At 73.3% G+C, this 23,706-nt stretch carries 24 protein-coding genes; 11 read left to right on the top strand and 13 right to left on the bottom strand.

The genetic code is table 11. The features are described 5' to 3' along the window. Positions 1–33 precede the first annotated feature (33 nt). The 3 genes from ACL03H_RS05785 to ACL03H_RS05775 all read left to right on the top strand — a co-directional run bounded on the left by ACL03H_RS05785 (position 34) and on the right by ACL03H_RS05775 (position 2,733). Entirely contained in the window at positions 34–750 is a 717-nt protein-coding gene (locus tag ACL03H_RS05785; protein ID WP_412810233.1) for an ABC transporter permease, read from the top strand. 65 nt (positions 751–815) lie between these two features. Continuing rightward, positions 816–1,712 (top strand): SCO6745 family protein, encoded by an 897-nt coding sequence (locus tag ACL03H_RS05780; protein WP_412810042.1) that lies wholly within the window; start codon positions 816–818, stop codon positions 1,710–1,712. A 58-nt stretch (positions 1,713–1,770) separates the two neighbouring features. Continuing rightward, positions 1,771–2,733: a COX15/CtaA family protein gene (locus tag ACL03H_RS05775; RefSeq protein WP_412810041.1), complete on the top strand. Its 963-nt coding sequence runs from the start codon at positions 1,771–1,773 to the stop codon at positions 2,731–2,733. Positions 2,734–2,760: 27 nt separating this feature from the next. Here ACL03H_RS05775 and ACL03H_RS05770 read toward each other — a convergent pair whose 3' ends face one another. The 3 genes from ACL03H_RS05770 to ACL03H_RS05760 form a co-directional block, all read right to left on the bottom strand. After that, positions 2,761–3,255 (bottom strand): GbsR/MarR family transcriptional regulator, encoded by a 495-nt coding sequence (locus ACL03H_RS05770; protein WP_412810040.1) that lies wholly within the window; start codon positions 3,253–3,255, stop codon positions 2,761–2,763. A 96-nt stretch (positions 3,256–3,351) separates the two neighbouring features. Beyond that, positions 3,352–4,218 carry an ATP-grasp domain-containing protein gene (locus tag ACL03H_RS05765; protein ID WP_412810039.1) on the bottom strand — a complete coding sequence of 289 codons (867 nt, stop codon included), beginning with the start codon at positions 4,216–4,218 and terminating at the stop codon, positions 3,352–3,354. Beyond that, positions 4,215–4,535: a hypothetical protein gene (locus ACL03H_RS05760; RefSeq protein WP_412810038.1), complete on the bottom strand. Its 321-nt coding sequence runs from the start codon at positions 4,533–4,535 to the stop codon at positions 4,215–4,217. Before ACL03H_RS05760 ends, ACL03H_RS05765 begins: the two co-directional genes overlap by 4 nt. A 144-nt stretch (positions 4,536–4,679) precedes the next feature. Between ACL03H_RS05760 and ACL03H_RS05755 the strand changes: the two genes are divergently transcribed. After that, complete coding sequence (locus ACL03H_RS05755) at positions 4,680–5,648, top strand: quinone oxidoreductase family protein (RefSeq protein ID WP_412810037.1); 969 nt, start codon at positions 4,680–4,682, stop codon at positions 5,646–5,648. 140 nt (positions 5,649–5,788) lie between these two features. Here the strand turns inward: ACL03H_RS05755 and ACL03H_RS05750 are convergent, their stop codons facing one another. Both ACL03H_RS05750 and ACL03H_RS05745 read right to left on the bottom strand, forming a co-directional pair. Further along, a complete protein-coding gene (locus tag ACL03H_RS05750) occupies positions 5,789–6,793 on the bottom strand; it encodes a DUF2157 domain-containing protein (RefSeq protein ID WP_412810036.1) in 1,005 nt (334 codons plus the stop codon). 101 nt (positions 6,794–6,894) lie between these two features. Then, complete coding sequence (locus tag ACL03H_RS05745; RefSeq protein WP_412810035.1) at positions 6,895–7,836, bottom strand: heme o synthase; 942 nt, start codon at positions 7,834–7,836, stop codon at positions 6,895–6,897. Between the two features lie 629 nt (positions 7,837–8,465). On the opposite strand from ACL03H_RS05745, the gene tkt reads away from it, so the two are divergent. The 7 genes from tkt (at position 8,466) to ACL03H_RS05710 (ending at position 17,527) form a co-directional block, all read left to right on the top strand. Next, positions 8,466–10,565, top strand: a complete 2,100-nt coding sequence (tkt, locus tag ACL03H_RS05740) for a transketolase (protein WP_412810034.1) — start codon at positions 8,466–8,468, stop codon at positions 10,563–10,565. A 14-nt stretch (positions 10,566–10,579) separates the two neighbouring features. Continuing rightward, complete coding sequence (gene tal, locus ACL03H_RS05735; RefSeq protein WP_412810033.1) at positions 10,580–11,680, top strand: transaldolase; 1,101 nt, start codon at positions 10,580–10,582, stop codon at positions 11,678–11,680. 151 nt (positions 11,681–11,831) lie between these two features. Then, positions 11,832–13,466 (top strand): glucose-6-phosphate isomerase, encoded by a 1,635-nt coding sequence (locus tag ACL03H_RS05730; protein WP_412810032.1) that lies wholly within the window; start codon positions 11,832–11,834, stop codon positions 13,464–13,466. After that, positions 13,463–14,998: a glucose-6-phosphate dehydrogenase gene (gene zwf, locus ACL03H_RS05725; protein WP_412810031.1), complete on the top strand. Its 1,536-nt coding sequence runs from the start codon at positions 13,463–13,465 to the stop codon at positions 14,996–14,998. Before ACL03H_RS05730 ends, zwf begins: the two co-directional genes overlap by 4 nt. Next, positions 14,995–15,978 carry a glucose-6-phosphate dehydrogenase assembly protein OpcA gene (gene opcA, locus ACL03H_RS05720; RefSeq protein WP_412810030.1) on the top strand — a complete coding sequence of 328 codons (984 nt, stop codon included), beginning with the start codon at positions 14,995–14,997 and terminating at the stop codon, positions 15,976–15,978. The genes zwf and opcA overlap by 4 nt, the downstream gene beginning before the upstream one ends. Then, positions 15,975–16,736, top strand: coding sequence for a 6-phosphogluconolactonase (gene pgl / locus ACL03H_RS05715; protein WP_412810029.1), 762 nt, complete (start codon positions 15,975–15,977; stop codon positions 16,734–16,736). The genes opcA and pgl overlap by 4 nt, the downstream gene beginning before the upstream one ends. Before the next feature lie 125 nt (positions 16,737–16,861). Continuing rightward, a complete protein-coding gene (locus tag ACL03H_RS05710; RefSeq protein WP_412810028.1) occupies positions 16,862–17,527 on the top strand; it encodes a pyridoxamine 5'-phosphate oxidase family protein in 666 nt (221 codons plus the stop codon). 102 nt (positions 17,528–17,629) lie between these two features. Here the strand turns inward: ACL03H_RS05710 and ACL03H_RS05705 are convergent, their stop codons facing one another. The 8 genes from ACL03H_RS05705 to ACL03H_RS05670 form a co-directional block, all read right to left on the bottom strand. Then, complete coding sequence (locus tag ACL03H_RS05705) at positions 17,630–18,574, bottom strand: phosphotransferase family protein (RefSeq protein ID WP_412810027.1); 945 nt, start codon at positions 18,572–18,574, stop codon at positions 17,630–17,632. A 147-nt stretch (positions 18,575–18,721) separates the two neighbouring features. Beyond that, positions 18,722–19,195 (bottom strand): ribonuclease E activity regulator RraA, encoded by a 474-nt coding sequence (gene rraA, locus ACL03H_RS05700; protein ID WP_412810026.1) that lies wholly within the window; start codon positions 19,193–19,195, stop codon positions 18,722–18,724. Positions 19,196–19,337: 142 nt separating this feature from the next. Next, on the bottom strand, positions 19,338–20,099 hold the full coding sequence (gene hypB / locus ACL03H_RS05695) for a hydrogenase nickel incorporation protein HypB (protein ID WP_412810025.1): 762 nt from the start codon (positions 20,097–20,099) through the stop codon (positions 19,338–19,340). A gap of 117 nt (positions 20,100–20,216) precedes the next feature. After that, the gene (locus ACL03H_RS05690; protein ID WP_412810024.1) at positions 20,217–20,558 is read right to left on the bottom strand and encodes a Rieske (2Fe-2S) protein; all 342 of its coding nucleotides are present in this window, start codon (positions 20,556–20,558) and stop codon (positions 20,217–20,219) included. Positions 20,559–20,720: 162 nt separating this feature from the next. Further along, entirely contained in the window at positions 20,721–21,062 is a 342-nt protein-coding gene (locus ACL03H_RS05685) for an RNA polymerase-binding protein RbpA (RefSeq protein WP_412810023.1), read from the bottom strand. An 83-nt stretch (positions 21,063–21,145) separates the two neighbouring features. Next, on the bottom strand, positions 21,146–21,379 hold the full coding sequence (secG, locus tag ACL03H_RS05680; RefSeq protein ID WP_412810022.1) for a preprotein translocase subunit SecG: 234 nt from the start codon (positions 21,377–21,379) through the stop codon (positions 21,146–21,148). Between the two features lie 145 nt (positions 21,380–21,524). Further along, positions 21,525–22,310 (bottom strand): triose-phosphate isomerase, encoded by a 786-nt coding sequence (gene tpiA / locus ACL03H_RS05675; protein ID WP_412810021.1) that lies wholly within the window; start codon positions 22,308–22,310, stop codon positions 21,525–21,527. A gap of 65 nt (positions 22,311–22,375) precedes the next feature. Further along, entirely contained in the window at positions 22,376–23,578 is a 1,203-nt protein-coding gene (locus ACL03H_RS05670; protein WP_412810020.1) for a phosphoglycerate kinase, read from the bottom strand. Positions 23,579–23,706: the final 128 nt, after the last annotated feature.

Below are 23,706 nucleotides of genomic sequence, written 5' to 3'. Positions count from 1 at the left end.
CGGCCCGCGCCGGGCCGGGGCCGGGCGCTCCGGATGCTGGCCGCGCACACCCGGATCGAGGCGCTGCTCACCATCCGCCACGGCGAGCAGGCGCTGCTCACGCTGATCATCCCGCTGGCGCTGCTGATCGGGCTCAGCACGCTGCACATCGGCAGCGTGCCCGAACCCCGGGTCGACTCGGTGGCACCGCGGATCCTGGCGCTCGCGGTGATGTCCACCGCCTTCACCGGGCAGGCCATCGCGCTGGGCTTCGACCGCCGCTACGGGGTGCTCAAGCGACTGGCCGCGACCGCGCTGCCGCGCTGGACCCTGATCAGCGGCCGGGTGCTGGCGACGCTGCTGGTGGTGGCGTTGCAGGCGGTGCTGCTCGGGGCGACGGCCGCGCTGCTGGGCTGGAGCCCGAGCCCGCTGGGCCTGCTCGGGGCGCTCCCGCTGCTGGTGCTGGGCACCCTCGCGTTCGGCGCGGCCGGGGTGCTGGTGGGCGGTGCGTTCCGCGCGGAGATCGTGCTGGCGGTGGCGAACGCGATCTGGTTCGTGCTGCTGCTGGCCGGCGGGCTCGCGCTGCCCCTGGGCGACCTGCCCGAGCCGGTGGCGTCGATCGCCGGACTGCTGCCCTCCGGGGCGCTGGCCACCGCGCTGGAGACCACCCTCGCGCACGCCGCGCCGCCCGGCTGGCAGCCGGTCCTGGTGCTGCTGGCCTGGACCGCCGCCGCCGGCGCACTCGCCCTGCGCACCACCCGCCTCACCTGAGAGGCCCCGGTCCGGCGCTCGCCGGGAGAAGCGGACCTTCTTGTTACCGGAAGTAGGGTGGGCGCATGACTGCGCAGCCGACCCCACCGACCGGTACCGAGCTGGCCCGGCCCGGCCACCGCAGCGTCGAAGCGCTGCACTCGATGATCTACTTCAGCCCGGACGCCGACGAGGCGTTCACCGCGCTCGGGCTGGACACCCGTCCGATGCGCTACTTCGCGGGACGCGCCGCCCCGATGGGCGCCGTCGGCGCCGGGATCGTGGCCGCCACCTTCTACAACTTCAACCCCCGGATCATCGCCGAGGTGATCCCGCGCGCCTGGTCGATCGCCGCCCCGGCCACCGTCGTGGAGACCCGCTTCCGCGCCGCCGACGCCTCGCTGCGCAGGCTGCTCGGCCCGGAGGCCCTCGGGTCCGACGAGCTGGCCGAGGCCGCCGCGCTCGCCCGCCGCGCCACCGACGCCTGCCGCCCCGAGGCCCGGCCGCTGTTCGCCGGGCACGCCGACCTGGACTGGCCGGAGGCGCCGCACCTGGTGCTCTGGCACGCCGCCTCGCTGCTGCGCGAGCACCGCGGCGACGGGCACCTGATGGTGCTGCAGGAGGCAGGTCTCACCGGCGCGCAGGCGCTGGTCCTCCAGATCACCAGCGGCGAGGGGCTGTCCCGGAAGTTCGCGCAGCTCAGCCGCGGCTGGTCGGACCAGGAGTGGCAGCAGGCCCAGGACGAGCTGCGGCAGCGCGGTCTGCTCGACGACGCCGGGGAGATCACCGCCGCGGGCCGGGAGTTCCGCGAGGACGTCGAGCACCGCACCGACGCGCTCGCCGCCGCGCCGTGGGCGCATCTGGGCGCGGAGAACGCTCAGCGCCTCGCCGGTCACGGCAAGCAGCTCAGCCGCCTGATCGCCAAGGCCGGGGCCTTCCCCGGGCAGGCGTTCGCGGGAGGCGGGCGCGCGAACGAGGGGTGAGCCGAACGCGGTTCCACCTGGCGGCGGGCCCGGCCAGGACGGCGCCTACCATCGAGTCGTGCCGACGTCGTCGATGCTGTCCCGGATCCCCGCCGCCAGCCACCGCCTCGTGCGCGGGCTCGCGCTCGCCGTCCTCATCACCCAGGCGCTGATCTCGGTGACCGGCTCGGTGGTGCGGGTGACCGGTTCCGGTCTCGGCTGCCCCACCTGGCCGCAGTGCTTCCCGGGGAGCATGGTCCCCGTCGAGCACCCCGAGGTGGCGACCCTGCACCAGGTGATCGAGTTCGGCAACCGGACGCTGACCGGCCTGGTCGGCTTCGTGGCGCTGGCCTGCCTGCTCGCCGCCTGGCAGGTGCGCCCCCGGCGGCCCCGGCTGGTGAAGCTGGCGCTGGTGATGCCGCTGGGCGTGGTCGCGCAGGCGATCATCGGCGGGATCACGGTGCTGGTGGACCTGAGCTGGTGGAGCGTGTCCATCCACTTCATGGCCTCGGCGGTGCTGATCTGGCTGTCCGCGTACCTGTTCAAGGCCGCGGGCGAGGGCGACGAGGAGCCGGTGCACGTGCTCCCGGCGCGGATGCGGCGGCTGCTGGTCGCGCTGACCGCCGTGACGGCGGCGATGCTCGTCGCGGGCACCCTGGTGACCGCTGCCGGGCCGCACGCCGGCGACGCGGAGACCCCGCGGCTGGTGGTGGCGGTTCCGACGCTGGTCCAGGTGCACGGGCTGCTGGTGATGGCCTACGTCTGCCTGCTGGCGGTCTTCGGGGTGTGGCTGCGCGGGGCGCGGCCGACGAAGGCGCTGCTGCGGGCCTACGTCGCCGCTTGCGTGCTGGTGCTGGCGCAGGGCGCGCTGGGCTCGGTGCAGTACCTGTTGGGCGTGCCCGCCGCGATGGTGGTGCTGCACGTGCTCGGTGCCACGCTCGTGATCACCGCGACCGCGCTGCTGTGGTGCGAGTCCCGGTTCCGCGGTGCCGTTCCCGCGGCGCCCCCGCGCGCCGCCGAGCCGGTCCCCGCCAGCCGGTGAGCCCGCGCCGCGGCGCGTCCCGCGCGCTCAGTAGCGCAGCGTGCCGCGGCTCTCGCGCTCCCAGCGGCGCCACAGCTCCGGCATCTCCCCGGCCAGCCAGGTGTAGAACTCGTGCACCGCGCGCAGCCGCCGGGAACGCTCACCCTGCCCGCTGAACATGCGCAGCCCCTGCGCGGTGAGCTGCTCCAGACCGGTGACCTGCTGCATCCGGTGCCGGACGAGCTCGGGCCAGCGGTGCTCCTCGACCCGGTACAGCGCCGCTTCCCGCCCCTGGCGGGTGGTCTTGGATATCACCCCGAGCCGCAGCAGCAGCCGGACGTTGGTGCTGACCGAACCGCTGCTGGCGTTGAGGCCGTGCGAGAGCTCGGCCGCGGTGCGCTCCGGTGGATCGCAGATCAGCAGGAACGCCAGGATCCGGCCCGCGATCAGCGGCATCCCCTCGCTGGCCTCGAAGTGCGCGGCCATCTGCTCGATCCACTCGGACATCGCGGGACGATCGGTGCGCTGGGCGTACTCGGTCACCTCGGGGCCTCCGTCTGATCAACTTCAACCGACGCTGAAAACATAGACTCCGGAGAACCGGAATGCCAAGCCAACACGCGGGGCCGACGGCCCGGCTCAGCCCACCGCCGCCCGGATGGCGGAGGCGAACCGCGGGAGAGCCCCCGGATCGGCCTGCGCGAAGCCGAGCGAGGGCTCGGTGAGCTCCAGCTCCAGCAGCACCGGGGCGCCGTCCTCGCCGCGCACCAGATCGACCCGGGCGTAGAGCAGGTCAGCCCGGCGCAGCCCGCGCAGCGCGGCCGCGGCGTCCACCGCGTCCTCGGCCGCCCGGCGCAGCGCGGCGTCCGGCAGCACCCCGAACCGCTCCCCCGGGCCCGGCCCGGACACCGCCGGATCCGGCAGCATCGCGCCCTTCACGAAGGCGTGCGAGAAGACGCCGCCGAGGAACACCAGCGCCGTCTCCCCCTCGCCGTCGACCGCGCGCTGGTAGGGCTGGACGAGCACCACCTGGTCCTCGGCGTGCAGCGCCGCGAGGTGGGAGCGGGCCGCGCCGAGCTCCCCCGCGGCGAACCGGGCGGCCCCGCGCGAGCTCGCCCCGACCGCGGGCTTGAGCACGAACCCCTCCTCCGGTGCGCGCAACGGCTCCCCCGGCGCGATCAGCTCCGTCGGCACCACCGGGACCCCGTGCGCGGCGAGATCGGCCAGGTAGGCCTTGTCGGTGTTCCAGCGCGCGACCGCTGCGGGGTTCGCCAGCGCGGGCACCGCATCGCACCAGGCCAGGAACTCCTTGCGCCGCACCGGGTAGTCCCAGGTGCTGCGCAGCACCACGAGGTCCGCCGAGCCGAACGGCGCGGCCGGGTCGTCCCAGGGCGCCCAGTCCGCCTCGACGCCCACCTCCGCCAGCACCTCGGGCAACGCTGTGTCGTCGGCGTTCGAACGCGGCAGCGCGGCGCAGCTCGCCAGCAGGACCCGCGGCCGGGTCACCTGGCGCGGGGGCCGGCCATCTTGCGCCGGTGCGCCGGACCGATCCGCAGCGCGGCCGTCGTCTCGCCGTCCCACTCGGCGGCGGTGAGCTGCTCGACGGCCTCCACCACCGCCTCCCCCGACGCGACGTCGGCCACCAGCACGTCGCCGAGCGCGCCGTCCTCACCGATGAGCACCAGCCGCGCGCCCGCCTGGCCGATGTTCTCCACCACGGCCTTCGCGGAGCCGCCGTGCGCCAGCGCGAACGCCTTGGCCCTGGCGACCGCCTTCGGCGACGGACCGGGGGTGGTCTGCTCGGTGTCGTTCTCGGCTGCCATGCGGGTGATCCTAGACAACGGGCCCGACACCGGGGCCGAACCGTTACCCAGGCCACCACCCGCCGGGCGCGGTGCTGCCAGAGTGGAACCCGGGCCCGGCGGCGCACCGGCGCCGGGGAGGACGACGACCGCAGGGAGGCACGGATGCGTGCGATTCGGATTTCGGCGCACGGCGGACCGGAAGCGCTGGAACCGGCCGAGCTGGACCGGCCCGCGCCGCAGGCCGGCCAGCTGCTGGTGGAGGTCGCCGCGGCGGGCGTGAACTTCATCGACACCTACCAGCGCAGCGGCCTGTACGAGGTCCCGCTGCCGTTCGTCCCCGGCGTCGAGGGCGCGGGCACCGTGCGCGAGGTCGGCCCGGACGTCGCCGGGTTCTCCCCCGGCGACCGGATCGCCTGGGCCATGTCGCCCGGCGGCTACGCCGAGCACGCCGTGGTGCCGGCGCGCAACGCGGTGCGGATCCCGGACGCCGTCGAGGACCGGACGGCGGCCGCCGCGATGCTGCAGGGCCTCACCGCGCACTTCCTGGTCAACTCCACGCACCCGGTGCGGGCCGGCGAGACCGCGCTGGTGCACGCGGCCGCGGGCGGCGTCGGACTGCTGCTCACCCAGCTGATCAAGGCTCGCGGCGGCAACGTGATCGGCACCGTGTCGACCGGGGAGAAGGAGCGGCTGGCCCGGCGGGCCGGGGCGGACGAGATCATCCGCTACGCGGAGGCGGACGTGGCCGAGGAGGTCCGCGACCTCACCGACGGACGCGGCGTGGACGTGGCCTACGACGGGGTCGGCAAGGACACCTTCGACGGCAGCCTGGCGGTGCTGCGCCCGCGCGGGACGCTCGCGCTGTTCGGCGCCTCCAGCGGGCCGGTGCCGCCGGTGGACCCGCAGCGGCTGAACTCGGCGGGTTCGGTGTTCCTGACCCGGCCATCGCTGGCGCACCACATCCTCAGCCGGGAGGAGCTGGACTGGCGCGCGGGCGAGCTGTTCCAGGCGGTCGCCGCCGGGACGCTCGACATCCGCATCGGCGCCACCTACCCGCTGGCGGAGGCCCGGACGGCCCACGAGGACCTCGAAGGCCGCCGCAGCACCGGCAAGCTCCTCCTGCTCCCCTGACGACCCGGGCGGGGCCTCAGCGGTCCGCACGAGGACCGCTGAGCGCCCTCGGGGAACCGGCCACCACCGGCAGGACGGGCGCCGATCGGGCGCGGCTCCGCCACCGGCACCTCCGCGGGCCGGCGGCGGGGTCGAACCGGTCAGCCGAGGCGATTGCGCAGGCGCAGGCCGAGACCGCCCACCCCGAGCAGCACGGCGCCGACCAGCAGCACGATCAGCGGCCCGCTCAGGGCTCCACCGGTCCAGTCGTAGACCGCCTCGGGCACCGCGACGGTCACGCCCAGCACGCCGAACACCAGCAGCACGGTGGCGCGCACCCGCAGGAACGCCGCGAAGCAGGCCACGGCCAGCACGAAGGTCACGGCGTAGCTCCACGCCTGGTGCCCGGCGATGGTCCACTGCGCGCCGGACAGCGCGGTGGCCGCGGCGATGCCGAAGCCCACGTCGCGCCGCACCCGGCCCGCGCGGTCCCGGCCCGGACGCTCCAGCACCCCGCCCGCGCTCAGCGCCGCCCACACCAGGCCGAGCGCGATGAGCAGCACCATCTCGACCAGCTGCCCGTCGCCGAACACTCCCTCGACCGGCTCGACGCCGGCCAGCAGCAGCGCGCCCCACCAGCCGAACGCGCCGCTCGCGAGCAGGCCGGGAACCGAGGGCAGCACGGCGCAACCGGCCACCGCCACCAGCAGGCCCGCCGCCGAGGCCACCAGGTCCTCGTCCACCGCCGCGACGTCCTCCAGCGCCGAGCCCACGGCCATCGCGGTCGTGCCGGAGGCGAGCGCGAACAGCACCGCCACGATGCGGCTGCGCGGCGAGGGCTCGGCGAGGGCGAGCCCGCGCACCCCTGTCGGGGAGCCCGCGACGCCGAGTCCGACCGCGATCAGCAGCGCGGAGGCCGCGGCCAGCAGGCCCACCCGCGCGGTCCGGGACAGGTCCTCCCAGGACATGCCCAGCAGCAGCGCGGCGCCGCCCAGCACCAGCGCGCCGCCCGCGTAGCCGAGGACCTCCCAGAGCCCGCCGCGCCGGGGGGCCGGTTCGGCGGCGAACTCCGCGCGCACCGCGTCCGCCTGCTCCTGGTCGAGCGTGCCGCGCTCCACGAGCCGTTCCAGCGCACGCCGCTGCCGCGAGGGCAGTTCCGCACCCATCGGTCCCTCCCAGGTCGGTGATCAGCGCCCACCGTCGCACGCGACGGCCGACGGCGTCCGTGCAGGGGACGGCGCGAACGGGGCCCGGGGTTGCCGCGCGGCTACCAGGGCAGCGGCCAGCCCAGCACCGGCAGACCCAGCGCGGAGTCCGCGGCCAGCGCGACGCACACGATCATCAGGTAGGTGTTGGACATGTGGAACAGCCGCAGCGGCTTCGTCGGCTCGCCCCGCTTGGTCGCCGAGTGCAACCGGTGCGCCAGCCAGAGGAACCAGGCCCCGGAGAGCACCGCGAAGGCGGTGTAGAGCCAGCCCGTCGCCGGGGCCAGCAGCAGCGTCCACAGCACCATCAGCCAGCTGTAGGCCACGATCTGCCGGGACACGTAGGCGGGCTCGGCGACCACCGGGAGCATCGGCACGCCGGCGCGCTCGTAGTCGTCCTTGTACTTCACCGCCAGCGCCCAGGTGTGCGGCGGGGTCCAGAAGAAGATGATTGCGAACATCACCAGCGCGGGCCAGTCCACCCGGCCGGTCACGGCGGCCCAGCCGATCACCACCGGCATGCAGCCGGCGGCGCCGCCCCAGACGATGTTCTGCGCGGTCCGCCGCTTGAGCACCAGCGTGTAGACCAGGACGTAGAACAGGATCGTCACCACGGCCAGCACCGCGGCGAGCAGGTTGGTCGTCGCCCAGAGGAACGCGGCGGAACCGACCCCGAGCGCGATCCCGAAGATCAGCGCGTGCCGGTTCGACACGCTGTGGCGCACCAGCGGGCGAGCCCGGGTTCGCCGCATGACCTGGTCGATGTCCGCGTCGGCGACGCAGTTGAGCGCGTTGGCGCTGCCCGCGGCCATCGTCCCGCCGACGAGGGTGCACAGCACCAGCCACGGCGAGGGGATGCCCCGCTCGGCCAGCAGCATCGCCGGGATCGTGGTCACCAGCAGCAGCTCGATGACGCGCGGCTTGAGCAGCCCGAGGTAGGCCTTGAGCAGGTCGCCGGGGCGCGTCGCGCGCCGTCCGGAGTCGGCGGGCGCGGTCGTGGTCACGAGGCCGCTCCCGGCCGGGGAGCACCGAGCACCGCACCGCCGGGCAACCCGGCGACCCGGGTGGAGCCGGGATGTCCGCCCGAAGCGGAACGCACCGAAGGCATGGAACTCCTAGTCAGCTCGGGGCGGCCGCGGAGAACGGCGGCCGACCGCCCTGAATAGTAGGCGCGCTACACCCCTGCCCCACCGCAGGGTCCCGGCCCCGGCGACCGGACCGGTACCGTGGGGTGAGCCATCGGACACGCTCCGCCGGGATGATCGGTCGTTCGCGCCGCGTTCACTCGGAGGGATGACCGCAGCGCGGGGCGGGCCGGTGGCGAGGCCTCCGACACGCAGCGTCGCACCAGCCGGAGGCCACCGCCGATGAGCAGCGCGAATTCCGCACGCCCGACGCCGGGCCGCGGACGGCGCGCACCGGGTGGGGCGATCGCACCCCGTTGGCGGTTGACCCGCGATCCTCTCACCCAGGTGGAGGGCCGCATCAATTCAGGCGGGCCGCCGCGAGGCCAGGAGGTCACGACTAGGCTGCCCGCTGGACGAGGGATAACTGCGGTCCGAATCGGTCCGGGTCAGCGGGCGACGCGCCGGAGCCGCGAAGGACCGCTTCGAGGGAAACTGGAGCTGCGTCCGTGTCCGTCACCGACGATCTTGCCCGCTTGACCACCAAGCGACTGCCCGCAGACTGGACCGAGTTGGACCAGCGCGCCGTGGACACGGTCCGGGTGCTGGCCGCCGACGCGGTCGAGAAATGCGGCAGCGGGCACCCAGGCACCGCCATGAGCCTGGCCCCCGCCGCGTACGCGCTGTTCCAGCGCGTCATGCGGCACGACCCCACCGACGCCGACTGGGTCGGCCGCGACCGCTTCGTGCTGTCCGCCGGCCACTCCAGCCTGACGCTGTACCTCCAGCTCTTCCTGTCCGGTTACGGGCTGGAGCTGGACGACATCAAGGCCCTGCGCACCTGGGACTCCAAGACCCCCGGTCACCCGGAGTACTGGCACACCCCCGGTGTGGAGACCACCACCGGTCCGCTCGGGCAGGGCCTGGCCACCGCCGTCGGCATGGCGGTCGCCGCCCGCCGCGAGCGGGGTCTGCTGGACCCGGAGTCGGCCCCGGGCGAGAGCCCGTTCGACCACCAGATCTACGTGATCGCCTCCGACGGCGACATCGAGGAGGGCGTGACCTCCGAGGCGTCCTCGTTCGCGGGCACCCAGCAGCTGGGCAACCTCACGGTGATCTACGACGCGAACGAGATCTCCATCGAGGACGACACCCGGATCGCGCTGTCCGAGGACACCGCGAAGCGCTACGAGGCCTACGGCTGGCACGTGGTCACCGTCGACGGCGGTGAGGACGTCGCCAGCCTGCTGGACGCGCTGGACGCGGCCAAGGGCAAGCCGGAGCAGCCGACGCTGGTCGTACTGCGCACGGTGATCGGCTTCCCGGCTCCGACGAAGATGAACACCGGCAAGGCGCACGGTGCCGCGCTGGGCGGCGAGGAGATCGCCGAGATCAAGAAGACCCTGGGCTTCGACCCGGAGCAGACCTTCGAGGTCTCCGACGAGGTCCTCTCGCACGCCCGCCAGGTCGTCGAGCGGGGCAAGGCCGCCCACGCCGAGTGGCAGAAGTCCTACGACGCCTGGGCCGCCGAGCACCCCGACCGCAAGGCGCTGCTGGAGCGGATCCGGGTCCGCGAGCTGCCCGCCGGCTGGTCCGAGAAGCTGCCGACCTGGGAGGCCGACGGCAAGGGCGTCGCCACCCGCAAGGCCTCCGGTGAGGTGCTCTCGGCGCTGGCCGACGTGCTGCCGGAGCTGTGGGGCGGCTCCGCCGACCTGGCGGAGAGCAACAACACCACGATGAAGGGCGTCGACTCGTTCGGCCCGAAGCACATCTCCACCGGGATGTGGAACGCCCAGCCCTTCGGGCGGACGCTGCACTTCGGGGTCCGCGAGCACGCGATGGGCTCGATCCTCAACGGCATCGCGCTGCACGGCGGGACCCGCCCCTACGGCGGCACCTTCCTCATCTTCAGCGACTACATGCGTCCCGCGGTGCGGCTCGCGGCGCTGATGAACGCCCCGACGATCTACGTGTGGACGCACGACTCGATCGGCCTCGGCGAGGACGGCCCGACGCACCAGCCGATCGAGCAGCTCGCCTCGCTGCGCGCCATCCCGGGCCTGTCGGTGGTCCGCCCGGCCGACGCCAACGAGACGGCCTTCGCGTGGAAGGCCGTGCTGGAGGACACCAGCGGCCCGGCCGGCCTGGCGCTGACCCGCCAGGGCGTGCCGACGCTGGAGGGCACCGACGCCGAGGGCGTTGCCAAGGGCGGTTACGTGCTGGCGGAGGCCTCCTCCGGCAGCCCGGAGCTGGTGCTCATGGCCACCGGATCCGAGGTCCAGCTCGCCGTGGAGGCCCGCGAGGTCCTCGAGGCCGAGGGCGTCGCCACCCGCGTCGTCTCGATGCCCTGCGTGGAGTGGTTCGACCGGCAGGACAAGTCCTACCGGGACCAGGTGCTGCCCCGTTCGGTGCGCGCCCGCGTGTCGGTCGAGGCCGGGATCTCCCAGTGCTGGCACCGGTTCACCGGTGACAGCGGCGAGAACGTCTCCATCGAGCACTTCGGCGCCTCGGCCGACTACAAGACCCTGTTCGAGAAGTTCGGGTTCACCACCGAAGCGGTCGTCGAGGCCGCCCGGCGGAGCCTCGAGAACGCTCGCTCGAACGCCTGAGTGGAGGTATCCCAGTGACGAACAACCAGAACCTCACCGAGCTCAGCCAGGCGGGCGTGGCGATCTGGCTGGACGACCTGTCCCGCCAGCGGATCACGTCCGGCAACCTGACCGAGCTGATCAACGACTACGCGGTCGTGGGGGTCACCAGCAACCCCACGATCTTCGCGAAGGCCCTGTCGAACGCCGCGGACTACAACGACCAGGTGCGCGAGCTCGCCGCCCGGGGTGCCAGCGTGGACGACACCGTCCGCGAGCTGACCACCAAGGACGTGCGCGACGCCGCGGACGTCTTCCGGGGCGTGTACGAGGCGGGTGACGACGGCCGGGTCTCCCTGGAGGTCGACCCGCGCCTGGCCCACGACACCGAGCGCACCGTGGCCGAGGCCCTGGAGCTGTGGAAGGCCGTGGACCGGCCGAACCTCATGGTCAAGATCCCGGCGACGGTCGAGGGCCTGCCCGCGATCACCCGGGTGCTGGCCGAGGGCGTCAGCGTGAACGTGACGCTGATCTTCTCCGTGGACCGCTACCGGGACGTGATGGACGCGTACCTGGCGGGCCTGGAGCAGGCCAAGGCCAACGGGCACTCCCTGGCCTCGATCGCCTCCGTCGCCTCGTTCTTCGTGTCCCGGGTGGACACCGAGATCGACAAGCGGCTGGAGGGCATCGAGGGCGGCCAGGACCTGCTGGGCAAGGCGGCCATCGCCAACGCCCGGCTCGCCTACGCCGCCTACGAGGAGGTCTTCTCCTCGGAGCGCTTCCAGGCGCTGGCCGCCGACGGGGCGAAGCCGCAGCGACCGCTGTGGGCCTCCACCGGGGTCAAGGACCCGTCCTACTCCGACACCCGCTACGTCGACCAGCTGGTCGCGCCGAACACGGTGAACACCATGCCGGAGGCGACCCTGTTCGCCACCGCCGACCACGCACAGGTCGCCGGGGACCAGGTCAGCGGCACCAAGGACGCCTCGCAGCAGGTGTTCGACCAGCTGGCCGCGGTGGGCATCGACATCGACGACGTGTTCGCGGTGCTGGAGAGCGAGGGCGTCGAGAAGTTCGAGAAGTCCTGGGAGGAACTGCTCGACACCGTGCGCGAGCAGCTCGACCAGGCGAAGTAGCGAACAGCGGTTCCACCGCGGGTGTGCCCCGCGCCCGCTCCGGGGCACGCGCATTCCACGGGAATCCGCGTGCCCCGGCTGCTGCGGTCACCCGCGGTGGCCCCGCCCCGGTGGACCCAGACCCGTCGCCCACCCCAACACAAGGAAGCAGATGGCAACCGAAACTTCAGTCGAGATCGCAGACGAGGGGCTGGCGGGGGCGGCGCAACCGCTGGCCGAGCGGCTGGCCTCGGAGGCGGTGGCGAGCGGCCTCGCCGCCGGCGACGCGACCCTCTGGGGCGCCGAGGCCGAGAGCGAGGCCTCGATCCGGCTCTCCTGGACGACCCTGCACGAGAGCTCCCGCCCGCTGCTGGCCGAGATCGAGTCGCTGCGCGCGGAGCTGCACGCCGACGGCGTCGACCGAGTCGTGCTGGCCGGCATGGGCGGCTCCTCGCTGGCCCCCGAGGTGATCACCGCGGCCGCCGGAGTCCCGCTGACCGTGCTGGACACCACCGACCCGGACCAGGTCGGCGACGCGCTCTCCGGCGACCTGGACCGGACCGTGCTGGTCGTGTCCTCCAAGTCGGGCACCACCGTCGAGACCGACAGCCACCGCCGCATCTTCGAGGCGGCCTTCTCCGCGAACGGAATCGATCCGGCGACGCGCATCGTCGTGGTCACCGACCCCGGGTCGCCGATGGAGTCCGCGGCGCGCGAGGCCGGTTACCGGCGGGTGTTCACCGCCGACCCGAACGTCGGCGGCCGCTACTCCGCGCTGACCGCCTTCGGCCTGGTTCCGGCCGGACTGGCCGGGGCCGACATCGGCGCGCTGCTCGACTCCGCCGCGAGCGCCTTCGCGCAGGTCAGCACCGACTCCCCCGACAACCCCGCGGTTCAGCTGGCGGCGGCCTGGGCCGCGGCGCACGAGCGCGGCGCGGAGAAGCTGGTGCTCGCCGACGGCGGCTCCGGGCTCCCGGGTTTCGGCGACTGGGCCGAGCAGCTCATCGCCGAGTCCACCGGCAAGCAGGGCACCGGGCTGCTGCCCGTGGTCGTGGAGAACCCGCAGGCCCCCGGCTTCGCCGACGCGGGTCCCGACGCCACCACCATCGCGATCGGCGGCGCCGTCGAGGGCGCGCGGCTGGTCACCACCGGCTCGCTGGGCGGCCAGTTCCTGCTGTGGGAGTTCGCCACGGCGCTGGCCGGGCGGCTGCTCGGGATCAACCCGTTCGACCAGCCCGACGTGGAGGCCGCGAAGAAGGCCGCCCGCGCGCTGCTCGACGGCCCGTCGGGCGGCCCCGTGGTGACCCCGGCCCTGGTCGCGGGCTCCATCGAGGTCTACGCCTCCGGTGACTGGTTCAGCGCGGGCGTGGGCACCATCGCCGAGGCGCTGCGCGCGTTCGTCAAGGCCGCGCCCGAGCGGGGTTACCTGGCGGTGCAGGCCTACCTGGACCGGCTGGACGACGCCTCCGCCGCGCTGCTGCGCCCGGAACTGGCCCGCCGCACCGGGTTGCAGACCACCTTCGGCTGGGGACCGCGCTTCCTGCACTCCACCGGCCAGTACCACAAGGGCGGCCACCAGAACGGCGCCTTCCTCCAGATCACCGGTGGTTCCACCGACGACCTGGAGGTCCCGGACCGGCCGTACACCCTGGCCGGCCTGCAGCGCGCCCAGGCGCTCGGCGACGGCCAGGTCCTCGCCCAGCACGAGCGCCCGGTGCTGCGGCTGCACCTCACCGACCGGGCGGCCGGGCTGGTCGAACTGGTCAAGGCCGTTCAGGAACTGCACGACGAGAGGGGTGGGGCGTGAGCTCCCGAGACCTGCCGCGCAACCCGCTGCGGGATCCGCGCGACAAGCGACTGCCGCGAATCGCGGGGCCGTGCGGTCTGACGATCTTCGGCGTGACCGGGGACCTGTCCCGCAAGAAGCTGATGCCCGCGATCTACGACCTGGCCAACCGGGGGCTGCTGCCGCCCGGGTTCGCCCTGACCGGCTTCGCCCGCCGGGACTGGGAGGACCAGGACTTCATGCAGGTCGTCTACGAGGCGGTCAAGGAGCACGCCCGGACCCCGTTCCACCAGACGGTCTGGGACCGGCTGGCGGAGGGCATCCGCTTCGTGCCGGGCTCCTTCGACGACCCGGAGGCCTTCGACCGGCTCGCCGAGACCGTCAAGCAGCTCGACGAGGAGCGCGGCACGGGCGGCAACCACGCCTTCTACCTGTCGGTGCCGCCCTCGGCGTTCCCGACGGTGCTGACCCAGCTGTCCCGCTCCGGGCTGACCGACCAGGCTCCGGACCAGTGGCGGCGAGTGGTCATCGAGAAGCCCTTCGGGCACGACCTGGAGAGCGCCCAGCACCTGAACCAGATCGTCAATGAGGTCTTCCCCGAGGACTCGGTGTTCCGCATCGACCACTACCTCGGCAAGGAGACGGTGCAGAACATCCTGGCGCTGCGCTTCGCGAACCAGCTGTTCGAGCCGCTGTGGAACGCCCACTACGTCGACCACGTGCAGATCACGATGGCCGAGGACATCGGGCTGGGCGGCCGCGCCGGGTACTACGACGGCATCGGCGCGGCCCGCGACGTCATCCAGAACCACCTGCTGCAGCTGATGGCGCTGACCGCGATGGAGGAGCCCGTGAGCTTCTCCCCCGAGGACCTGCGCGCCGAGAAGCTCAAGGTGCTCTCGGCGACCAAGCCGGTCGGCCCGTTCGGCGAGACCACCGCCCGCGGGCAGTACACCGGTGGCTGGCAGGGCGGTTCGCTGGTGCCGGGCCTGCACGAGGAGGGCGGCTTCGCCAGCGATTCGATCACCGAGACCTACGCGGCGATCACCCTCGAGGTGGAGAGCCGCCGCTGGGCCGGGGTGCCGTTCTACCTGCGCACCGGCAAGCGGCTGGGCCGCCGCGTCACGGAGATCGCCGTGGTGTTCAAGCGCGCCCCGCACCTGCCCTTCGACGACACGATGACCGAAGAGCTGGGCCAGAACGCGCTGGTCGTCCGGGTGCAGCCGGACGAGGGCGTGACGATGCGCTTCGGCTCCAAGGTCCCGGGCACCTCGATGGAGGTGCGGGACGTGACGATGGACTTCGGCTACGGCCACGCCTTCACCGAATCGTCCCCGGAGGCCTACGAGCGCCTGATCCTGGACGTGCTGCTGGGCGAGCCCTCGCTCTTCCCGGTCAACGCCGAGGTCGAGCAGTCCTGGAAGATCCTCGACCCGGTGCTGGAGCACTGGGCGGCGCACGGAGCGCCGGAGAACTACAAGGCCGGGACGTGGGGGCCGCCGTCGGCGGACTCCATGATGGCCCGCACCGGACGCGTCTGGAGGCGCCCGTGATCATCGACCTGCCGTCGACGACCACCTCGCAGGTCAACAAGAAGATGGTCGAGCTGCGCGAGACCGGCGGTGCCGTCGCGCTCGGCCGGGTGCTGACGCTGGTGATCGTGACCGGGGACGGGACCGAGACCGAGAAGGCCATCCAGGCCGCGAACGAGGCCAGCCGAGAGCACCCCGCGCGGGTGATCGTGGTGGCCCGGGGCTCGAAGGAGGCCGCGCCGAGGCTGGACGCGCAGATCCGCATCGGCGGGGACGCGGGCGCCTCGGAGGTCGTGGTGCTGCGGCTCTACGGCGCGCTGGCCGACGAGGGCGCGGGCTCGGTGGTGCCGCTGCTGCTGCCGGACGCGCCGGTGGTGGCCTGGTGGCCGACCGAGGCCCCGGACGTCCCGGCCAAGGACCCGATCGGGATGCTCTCGCACCGCCGGATCACCGACGCCGCTGCCGAGCCCGACCCGATCGAGTTCCTGAAGACCCGCGTCGGCACCTACGTCGAGGGCGACACGGACCTGTCCTGGACCCGGCTCACCTCGTGGCGGGCGATGCTCACCGCGGCGCTGGACCTGCCGCCCTACGAGGCGGTGACCGGCGCGGTCGTCACCGGGGCCGCGGACTCGCCGTCCACGGACCTGCTGGCGGCGTGGCTGGGCGCCTACCTGGAGGTGCCGGTCCACCGGGTCGAGCACCCGCGCGGGCCGGGCATCATCTCGGCGGAGCTCAAGCGGCCCTCCGGCTCGATCAAGATCGTCCGGCCGGACGGGAAGGTGGGCACGCTGACCCAGCCGGGCCAGCCGGACCGCCGGATCTCGCTGCAACGCCGCGAGGTGCGCGACTGCCTGGCCGAGGAGCTGCGGCGGCTCGACCCGGACGAGATCTACGAGATCACCCTGAACGGGTTGGCCGGCGTCCGGCGCGGCGAGGAGCCGGTGGAGGCACCGGAGCAGGCGCAGGAGCAGGACTCCGAGGCGGAGGGCGGAGCATGACCGCGCACCAGGTCGTCGTGCACCGCGACGGCGACGTCCTGGCCGCGGCCGCCGCGGCCAGGCTGATCACCGCGATCGTCGACGCCCAGGCCACCCGCGGCACCGCCTCGGTGGTGCTCACCGGTGGCCGCACCGGCGTCGGCGTGCTCGACCAGGTCCGCCGCTCGCCCGCTCGGGACGCCGTGGACTGGGCGAACGTGGACTTCTTCTGGGGGGACGAGCGGTTCCTGCCCGCCGGGGACCCGGAGCGCAACGAGACCCAGGCGCGGGAGGCGTTGCTCGACCACGTCGGCGTCGATCCGGCGCGGGTGCACGCCATGGCTCCCTCGGACGGCCGGCTCGGCGACGACGCCGACGCGGCGGCCGCGCACTACGCGGAACTGCTCGCCACGATGAGCGGGCCGACCGCGGAGTTCCCGGTGCCGTGCTTCGACGTGCTGCTGCTCGGCGTCGGCGAGGAGGGGCACACGGCGTCGTTGTTCCCCGACACGCCCGGCGTGCGGGAGACGCGGCGCCCGGTGGTGGGCGTGCACGACTGCCCGAAGCCGCCGCCGACGCGGATCTCGCTGACGCTGCCCGCGATCCGCTCGGCCGCCGAGGTGTGGCTGATGACGACGGGCTCGGCGAAGGCCGGGCCGGTGGCCGCCGCGCTCGGCGGGTCGGCGCCGACCGACATCCCGGCGGCCGGGGCGGTGGGCCTGGAGCGCACGCTCTGGTTGTTGGACCCGTCGGCGGCCGCCGACCTCCCTCGGGGCTGATCCCGGACGACGACGGGCCGTTCGCTCCCCGGAGCGGACGGCCCGTTCGCCGTTCCAAGTGGCCTTCCGGTTCCACCGAGAATTGGACCTTGGGAAAGGCCATTCCTCCCCCGAGGATGGTCGGCATGACCGAACCACCCACCGCCCCACCGCTGTCGTCCACCCCGCGCACCTCGCTCGGCCGCAAGAAGGACCGGGCCCGCGTCGATCGCGCCGCCCTGCACGAGGTGCTCGACGAGGCGCTGATCTGCCACCTCGGACTGGTCGTGGACGGCTGCCCGCGGGTGCTGCCGACGGGGTTCGGCCGCGACGGCGAGGTGCTCTACCTGCACGGCTCCAGCGGAGCGCGCAGCGTGCTGGCCGCCGGGGAGGGCCCGCAGGTGTGCGTGACGGTGACGCTGCTCGACGCGGTGGTGTACTCGCGCACCCTCAACGACCACTCGATGAACTACCGCAGCGCCGTGATCTACGGGAGGCCGCGGCTGGTGACCGACCCCGGCGAGCGGGAGCACGGGCTGCGGGTGCTCACCGAGCACCTGGCCCCCGGCTCCTGGGAGCACGCGCGGCAGCCGAACGCGAAGGAGCTCGCCTCGGTGACCGTGCTGGCCCTGCCGCTGGACGAGGCCTCGGTGAAGGTCCGCACCGGCCCGCCCGGGGACGACCCGGCCGAACACGCCCCCGGCGTCTGGGCGGGCGTCCTCCCGCTCCGCTCCGCATGGGGCACCGCCGTCCCCTCCCCCGACCTCGCCCCGAACACCCCCACCCCACCTCACGTCGCGCACCGCCGCTGACCGAGGTGAACGGGCCGTTCGCCCAACAGGTCCGGACGAACGGGCCGGTCACCTGAACAGCTCACGATCTTCGTCGGGGCAGCGGCGCGGCCGGGGCCGGGTTCACACCCGGCGGAGCCAGGTGTCGAGGTGGCGGTGCCGCAACGAGTAGCGGCAGCGCAGCAGGCGCCACTGGCCGTAGCCGGTGAAGCCGGCCGGGCCGGTGCCGCGCGCGCCGATCAGCAGCGCCCACGCGCCGACCGCCAGGTCGTCGGCGATCGCGTTCAGCCGGTAGCGGGCCAGCCGCTGCTCGTCCGGCCTGCCGTCGACGACCTCCGCCGCGCGCCGCCACTCGTCGTCGAGCTGGCAGGTCTCCACCAGCAGCGCGGCGATGTCGTGATGCGGATCGGCGTTGCCCGCGACGTCGAAGTCCACCAGCCGCACGTCGTTCGCCGGGCCGAGCAGCACGTTGGACGGACTGCCGTCGCGGTGGCAGGGCCGCAGGTCGCGGCCCGCGGCCCGCAGCGCCGCGCCGATCCGCCGCACCCGGTCGCGCATCCAGGTGAAGTCCACCGGCAGGTCCGCCCCGGCGGCCGCGGCGAGCTCCGACCACAGCTCCACCTCGTCGAACACGTCCCGGTCCACCGGCATCGACGGGCCCCGGTGCAGCGCCCGCTTCACCGCCACCACCGCGCGCAGCACCTCGGGTTCGCGCAGGTGGTGCGGTTGCAGCGGGTGGTAGGAGGCGGGCAGCCGCTCGTAGGCGATCGCGCCCGAGTCGGCGGCCACCGCGCGCACGGCGGGTGCCAGGCCGGCCGCGTGCGCGACCGCCGCCGACTTCGCGACCAGGGCGGTGTCGACGAGGTCACCGAAGACGTCGAGCAGGACGGTGACGAACAGCCCGTCCAGCTCACCGGTCAGGAACAGGCAGTCGTGCTCGGCACCCCACCTGGTCCGCTCCGCCAGCGACGGGACGGCCCGCTCGAACCCGGCGTCCGCGCGCCCGGTGACGGCGCGCACCGCCCGGCGGGTCCGCAGCTCCCGGGGTGTCTCGTGAACGGCGCTCATCCGGCAACGTTTCCCACTCCTCGGAAGGTAGTGACCGGGAGCGGCCGTTTCCGCTACGCGCGTGTTTCCGACGGGTTAGCAGCCGGGACCCACGTGTCGCACGGGTAACGGGCGCGGCGCCGGGATGTCCGGCGGAGGACCGCCGGATCACGGCTCGGCGAGCACCACCACGCCGTCGTGATCGCTGACCAGGTACTCCCCCGGCACGAACCGGACCCCACCGATCTCCACCGGCTCGTCCAGCGCGCCGTCGCCGTTCTTGGTGCTCTTGCGGGGGTTGGAGCCCAGCGCCTTCACCCCGAAGTCCATGTCCGCGAGCACCGCGGTGTCGCGGACCGCGCCGTGCACCACGACCCCGGCCCACCCGTTCGAGCGGCCGAGCTCGGCGATGAGGTCGCCCACCAAGGCGGTGTGCACCGAACCGGCGCCCTCGACGACCAGCACCTGCCCGTCGCCCGGCCCGGAGAGCACCTCCTTGAGCAGCGCGTTGTCCTGGAAGCAGGTGACCGTGCGGATCCGGCCGACGAAGACCTCTCGACCGCCGTACTGCCGGAACTGCACGTCGCAGCTGCGGATGGCCGGGCCTTCGCGGTCCGCGAGGTCGGCGGTAGACAGGTCCATCGGATCTCCTCGCCTGAGCCGTCGGCGTCCCGGGAGCGGCACCGCCGCGCCTCCCTGGCGTGCGCCCGGGGCGTGGTCCGGCGAGCGTAGCGGCCGCCCCGCGGCCGGGACGGCGGCACGCGAGCAACGCCACAGGCGGAGATCAGGCCGGGATCCGGGGCTCCTCGGCGTGCTCGCGCAACCACCCGCACCACTCGTCGAGCCCGTCGCCGCTCTTCGCGGAGAGCGGCAGCACCCGGATCCGCGGATTGATCAACCGCGCGTGCGCGAGAAATCGATCGACGTCGAAATCGAGGTGCGGCAGCAGATCCGTCTTGTTCAGCAGCACGAGATCGATGGTGCGGAATGCGTGCGGATATTTCAGCGGTTTGTCCTCGCCCTCGGTGACCGAGGAGATCAGCACTCGCCGGTGCTCTCCCAGATCGAACAACGCGGGCGCGGCGAGATTCCCGATGTTCTCGATGAACACCAGCGAACGCCCGGCCGGTTGCAGCGAGCGCAGCCCCTCGTCGACCATGTCGGCGTCCAGGTGCCCGCCGGAGCCGGTGTTGATCTGCACCACCCGGCAGCCCGCGTTCCGCAGCCGGTCCGCGTCCAGGCGGGTCTCCTGATCACCCTCGATCACCGAGATGGTCCGCGCCGAGCCGAGCTCGCGCACCGTGCGCTCCAGCAGCGTGGTCTTGCCGGATCCCGGCGAGCTCATCAGGTTGAGCGCGACGATCCTGCGGCGCGCCAAGGAATTCCTGGTCCGCTCGGCCAGCGCGTCGGCGACCCGCTGCCGCGGCACCGAACCGTCCGAACAGGACGGTGCCGACGGGTCGCACGGTTCCGGGAAGTCCGGGCCCGACACCCGAACACCCGCGCGGCCCGCCGCCGCGTGCCCACCGCGCATGGTCTCTCCCAACTCCCGATGCGATGCCCGGGCGAATCACGACGCGCCGGATCCGGCGCGATGAAGATCATCTCATCGTCGCAGAGAACCGCGCGGTTCTCCACCGCGGAAAGGCCCGCGAAACGTCCATCACGCGGACAGAGCAATGCGAACGACACTCCCGGAAACGGTCAGTGACATCGCGGTGAGCCGCAGTCGCGCACGTTTCCTGCCGATCCCTCCCGAGCCCACGTCGAAAGGCTCGACGCATCCCGGGCACCACAGCAGATCACCCTCCAGCCGACCGCCACCGATCGGTGAGCGGCACTGCGGGCATTCGTCCCGGAAGGCGCGCATCGCGCCACCCGCGTTGCACACCGCGACGAATTCGCCGCCCGCCTTCACCGTCAGGACCGCGCCCGGTTCCAGCCCCCAGACCCCCGGCAGATCGGCCCACCTCGCGGCGGGCGGGTGCAGCTCGGACGACTCCATGCGGCCTGACCTCCTGCGACGACACCGTGACGCGGTGCGCCCAAGCTAGGCCGCACCACCACGGGGCACAACTCGACGTTCACCGCGCTGATCAGCCAGAACGCCGGAGAAAGCACGAGGCGGACCGGAGAGATCTCCGGTCCGCCTCGCCGAACGACGCCGTCAGCGGCCCTGGCGCTTCTTCAACTTGGTCAGGGCCTCTTCCAGGATGGCCATGCCGTCGGAGTCGCTGCGGCGCTCCTTGACGTAGGCCAGGTGGCTCTTGTAAGGCTCGTTGCGCCGCGCCTCGGGAGGGTGCTGCTCGTCCTGCCCGGCGGGCAGTCCGCACCGCGTGCAGTCCCACTCCTCGGGCACCTCGGCGTCCATCGAGAAGAACGGGCGGGTGTGGTGGCCGTTGGCGCACCAGTAGTCCACCCGCCTGCGCGGCGCCGACTCGCCCCGCTCCGTCTCGCCCATCGGGCCCGCACCGACGCGCGTGCCCCGGATCGCGTTACCGCCAGTCATGCACTCTCACCCACCAAGCCGCACCGAGGACCGGCCGCCATCGACCGGCCGCTGTTGGTCAACCGCTGCCAGCTCGCGGACCGTCAACCGATCTTGATCAGCAGACCGGTGCCGATGATGCAGATGATCCAGACCGCGATGACCACGATCGTGATCCGGTCCAGGTTCTTCTCCGCCACGCTGGAACCGGACAGGCTCGACTGCATGCCGCCGCCGAAGAGCGAGGAGAGCCCACCGCCCTTGGCCCGGTGCAGCAGGACCAGCAGCACCAGCAGCACGCTCGTCAGGATCAGGCCGATCTGCAGGATTAGATTCATCACGTCCTCGTTCACACAGCGGTTCGCCACCGAGAGTACCGGGTGGCGTTCGTCCGGTGGACCGCCGTCCGCCTTAGGCGGGCCGCGCGGCGGGCGCCGCGGGCGGCCGCTCCGGCGAACGGCCGCCGGCGGCGCGGGCCGCCGATCAGGGCAGCGGGCCGCCCGCGGCCATGGCGCTGAGCTTCGTGAACTCGTCGCCGTTGAGACTGGCCCCGCCGACGAGCGCGCCGTCGACGTCGCTCTGCGCGACGAGCTCGCCGATGTTGCTGGACTTCACCGAGCCGCCGTAGAGCACCCGCACCTCGTCGGCGATCTCCTTGCCGTACTTCTCCGCCAGCGCCGCCCGCACCGCCGCGCACACCTCCTGCGCGTCGGCGGCGGTGGCGACCTTGCCGGTGCCGATGGCCCACACCGGCTCGTAGGCGACCACGACCTCGCGGACCTGCTCGGCCTTGAGGCCCTTGAGCCCCGCGAGCAGCTGCGCGGTGCAGTGGTCCACGTGCCCGCCGGACTCGCGGACCTCCAGCTGCTCACCCACGCAGAGGATCGGCGCCATGCCGTTCTTGAGCACGGCCTTCACCTTGCGGTTGACCAGCTCGTCGGTCTCCGCGTGGTGCTCGCGGCGCTCGGAGTGCCCGACCACCACGTAGCTGCACCCCAGCTTCGCCAGCATCGCCGCGGACACGTCGCCGGTGTAGGCGCCGGACTCGTGCTCGGAGACGTCCTGCGCGCCGTGCTTGAGCAGCAGCTTGTCCCCGTCGATCAGGGTCTGCACGCTGCGGATGTCGGTGAACGGCGGAATCACCGCCACCTCGACCTTCGCGAAGTACTTCTCCGGCAGCGCGAAGGCGACCTTCTGCACCAGGGCGATCGCTTCGAGGTGGTTGAGGTTCATCTTCCAGTTGCCCGCGATGAGCGGAGTCCTGGCCATGCGGAGTCCTTTCCTGCGGCGACGATGCCGCGTTCGCTAGTCACCGGGCCCGGCGGTCGTGGCGCTCAGGCGTCGCCTTCGAGCACCGCGACGCCCGGGAGGTCCTTGCCCTCCAGGAACTCCAGCGAGGCGCCACCTCCGGTGGAGATGTGCGAGAAGCCGTCCTCGGGCAGGCCCAGGCCGCGCACCGCGGCCGCGGAGTCCCCGCCCCCGACGACGCTGAACGCGTCCGAGTCGACGATCGCCTGCGCGACGCCCCGGGTACCCGCGGCGAAGGCCTCGAACTCGAAGACCCCGGCCGGACCGTTCCAGAACACGGTGCGGGCCCCGCCGAGCACCTCGGCGAACAGCTCCACGCTGCGCGGGCCGATGTCCAGTCCCATCCAGCCCTCGGGGATGGCGTCGGCGTCGACGACCTGCGTCGCCGCGTCGGCGGCGAAGGAGTCGGCGGCCACCACGTCGACCGGCAGCACCAGCTTGTCGCCGTGGTTCGCCAGCAGCTCGCGGGTCGCGTCGAGCTGGTCGTTCTGCAGCAGCGAGGAACCGACCTGGTGGCCCTGCGCGGCCAGGAAGGTGTAGGCCATGCCGCCGCCGATGAGCAGCCGGTCGACCTTGGGCAGCAGCGCCTCGATCACGCCGAACTTGTCGGAGACCTTGGAACCGCCGAGCACCACCACGTAGGGGCGTTCCGGCTCTCCGGTGAGCGTGCGCAGCACGTCGACCTCGGAGAGCACCAGGCCGCCCGCGTAACCGGGCAGCAGCTTCGCCACGTCGTAGACGGAGGCCTGCTTGCGGTGCACCACGCCGAAGCCGTCGGAGACGAAGGCCGCGCCCTCGCCGACGAGGTCCGCCAGCTCGCGGGCGAACGCGGCGCGCTCGGCCTCGTCCTTGCTGGTCTCGCGGGGGTCGAAGCGCACGTTCTCCAGCAGCACCACGGATCCGTCGGCCTGCCCGGCCACGGTGGCGCGGGCCGACTCGCCGGTGACGTCCCCGGCCGCGGCGACCTCGGTGCCGAGCAGCTCGCCGAGCCTGCGGGCCACCGGGGCCAGCGAGAACCGCGGGTCCGGCTCGCCCTGGGGGCGGCCGAGGTGGGCGGTCACGACCACGCGCGCGCCCGCACCGGTCAGCTTCTCGATCGTCGGCAGCGAGGCCCGGACCCGGCCGTCGTCGGTGATCGTGGCACCGTCCAGCGGGACGTTGAGGTCGGCGCGCAGCAGCACGCGGCGCCCGCGAACGCCTTCGGACAGCAGGTCGTCGAGGTTCTTCACGTCTGGTTCCTCCCAGGAAAGAAGGCCCGCACGAGCGCGGCTCGTGCGGGACCTTCGACACGCTTCCTACCGGCGGCGCCGCGAGCGGCGCCGGGGCGGGGGGGGGGGGGGGAGGGGGGGGGGGGGGG

The organism is Saccharopolyspora antibiotica (assembly GCF_047200635.1).
In the GTDB taxonomy this organism is placed as follows: Bacteria; Actinomycetota; Actinomycetes; order Mycobacteriales; family Pseudonocardiaceae; genus Saccharopolyspora_C.
This window is presented reverse-complemented; position numbering and strand designations above follow the sequence as displayed.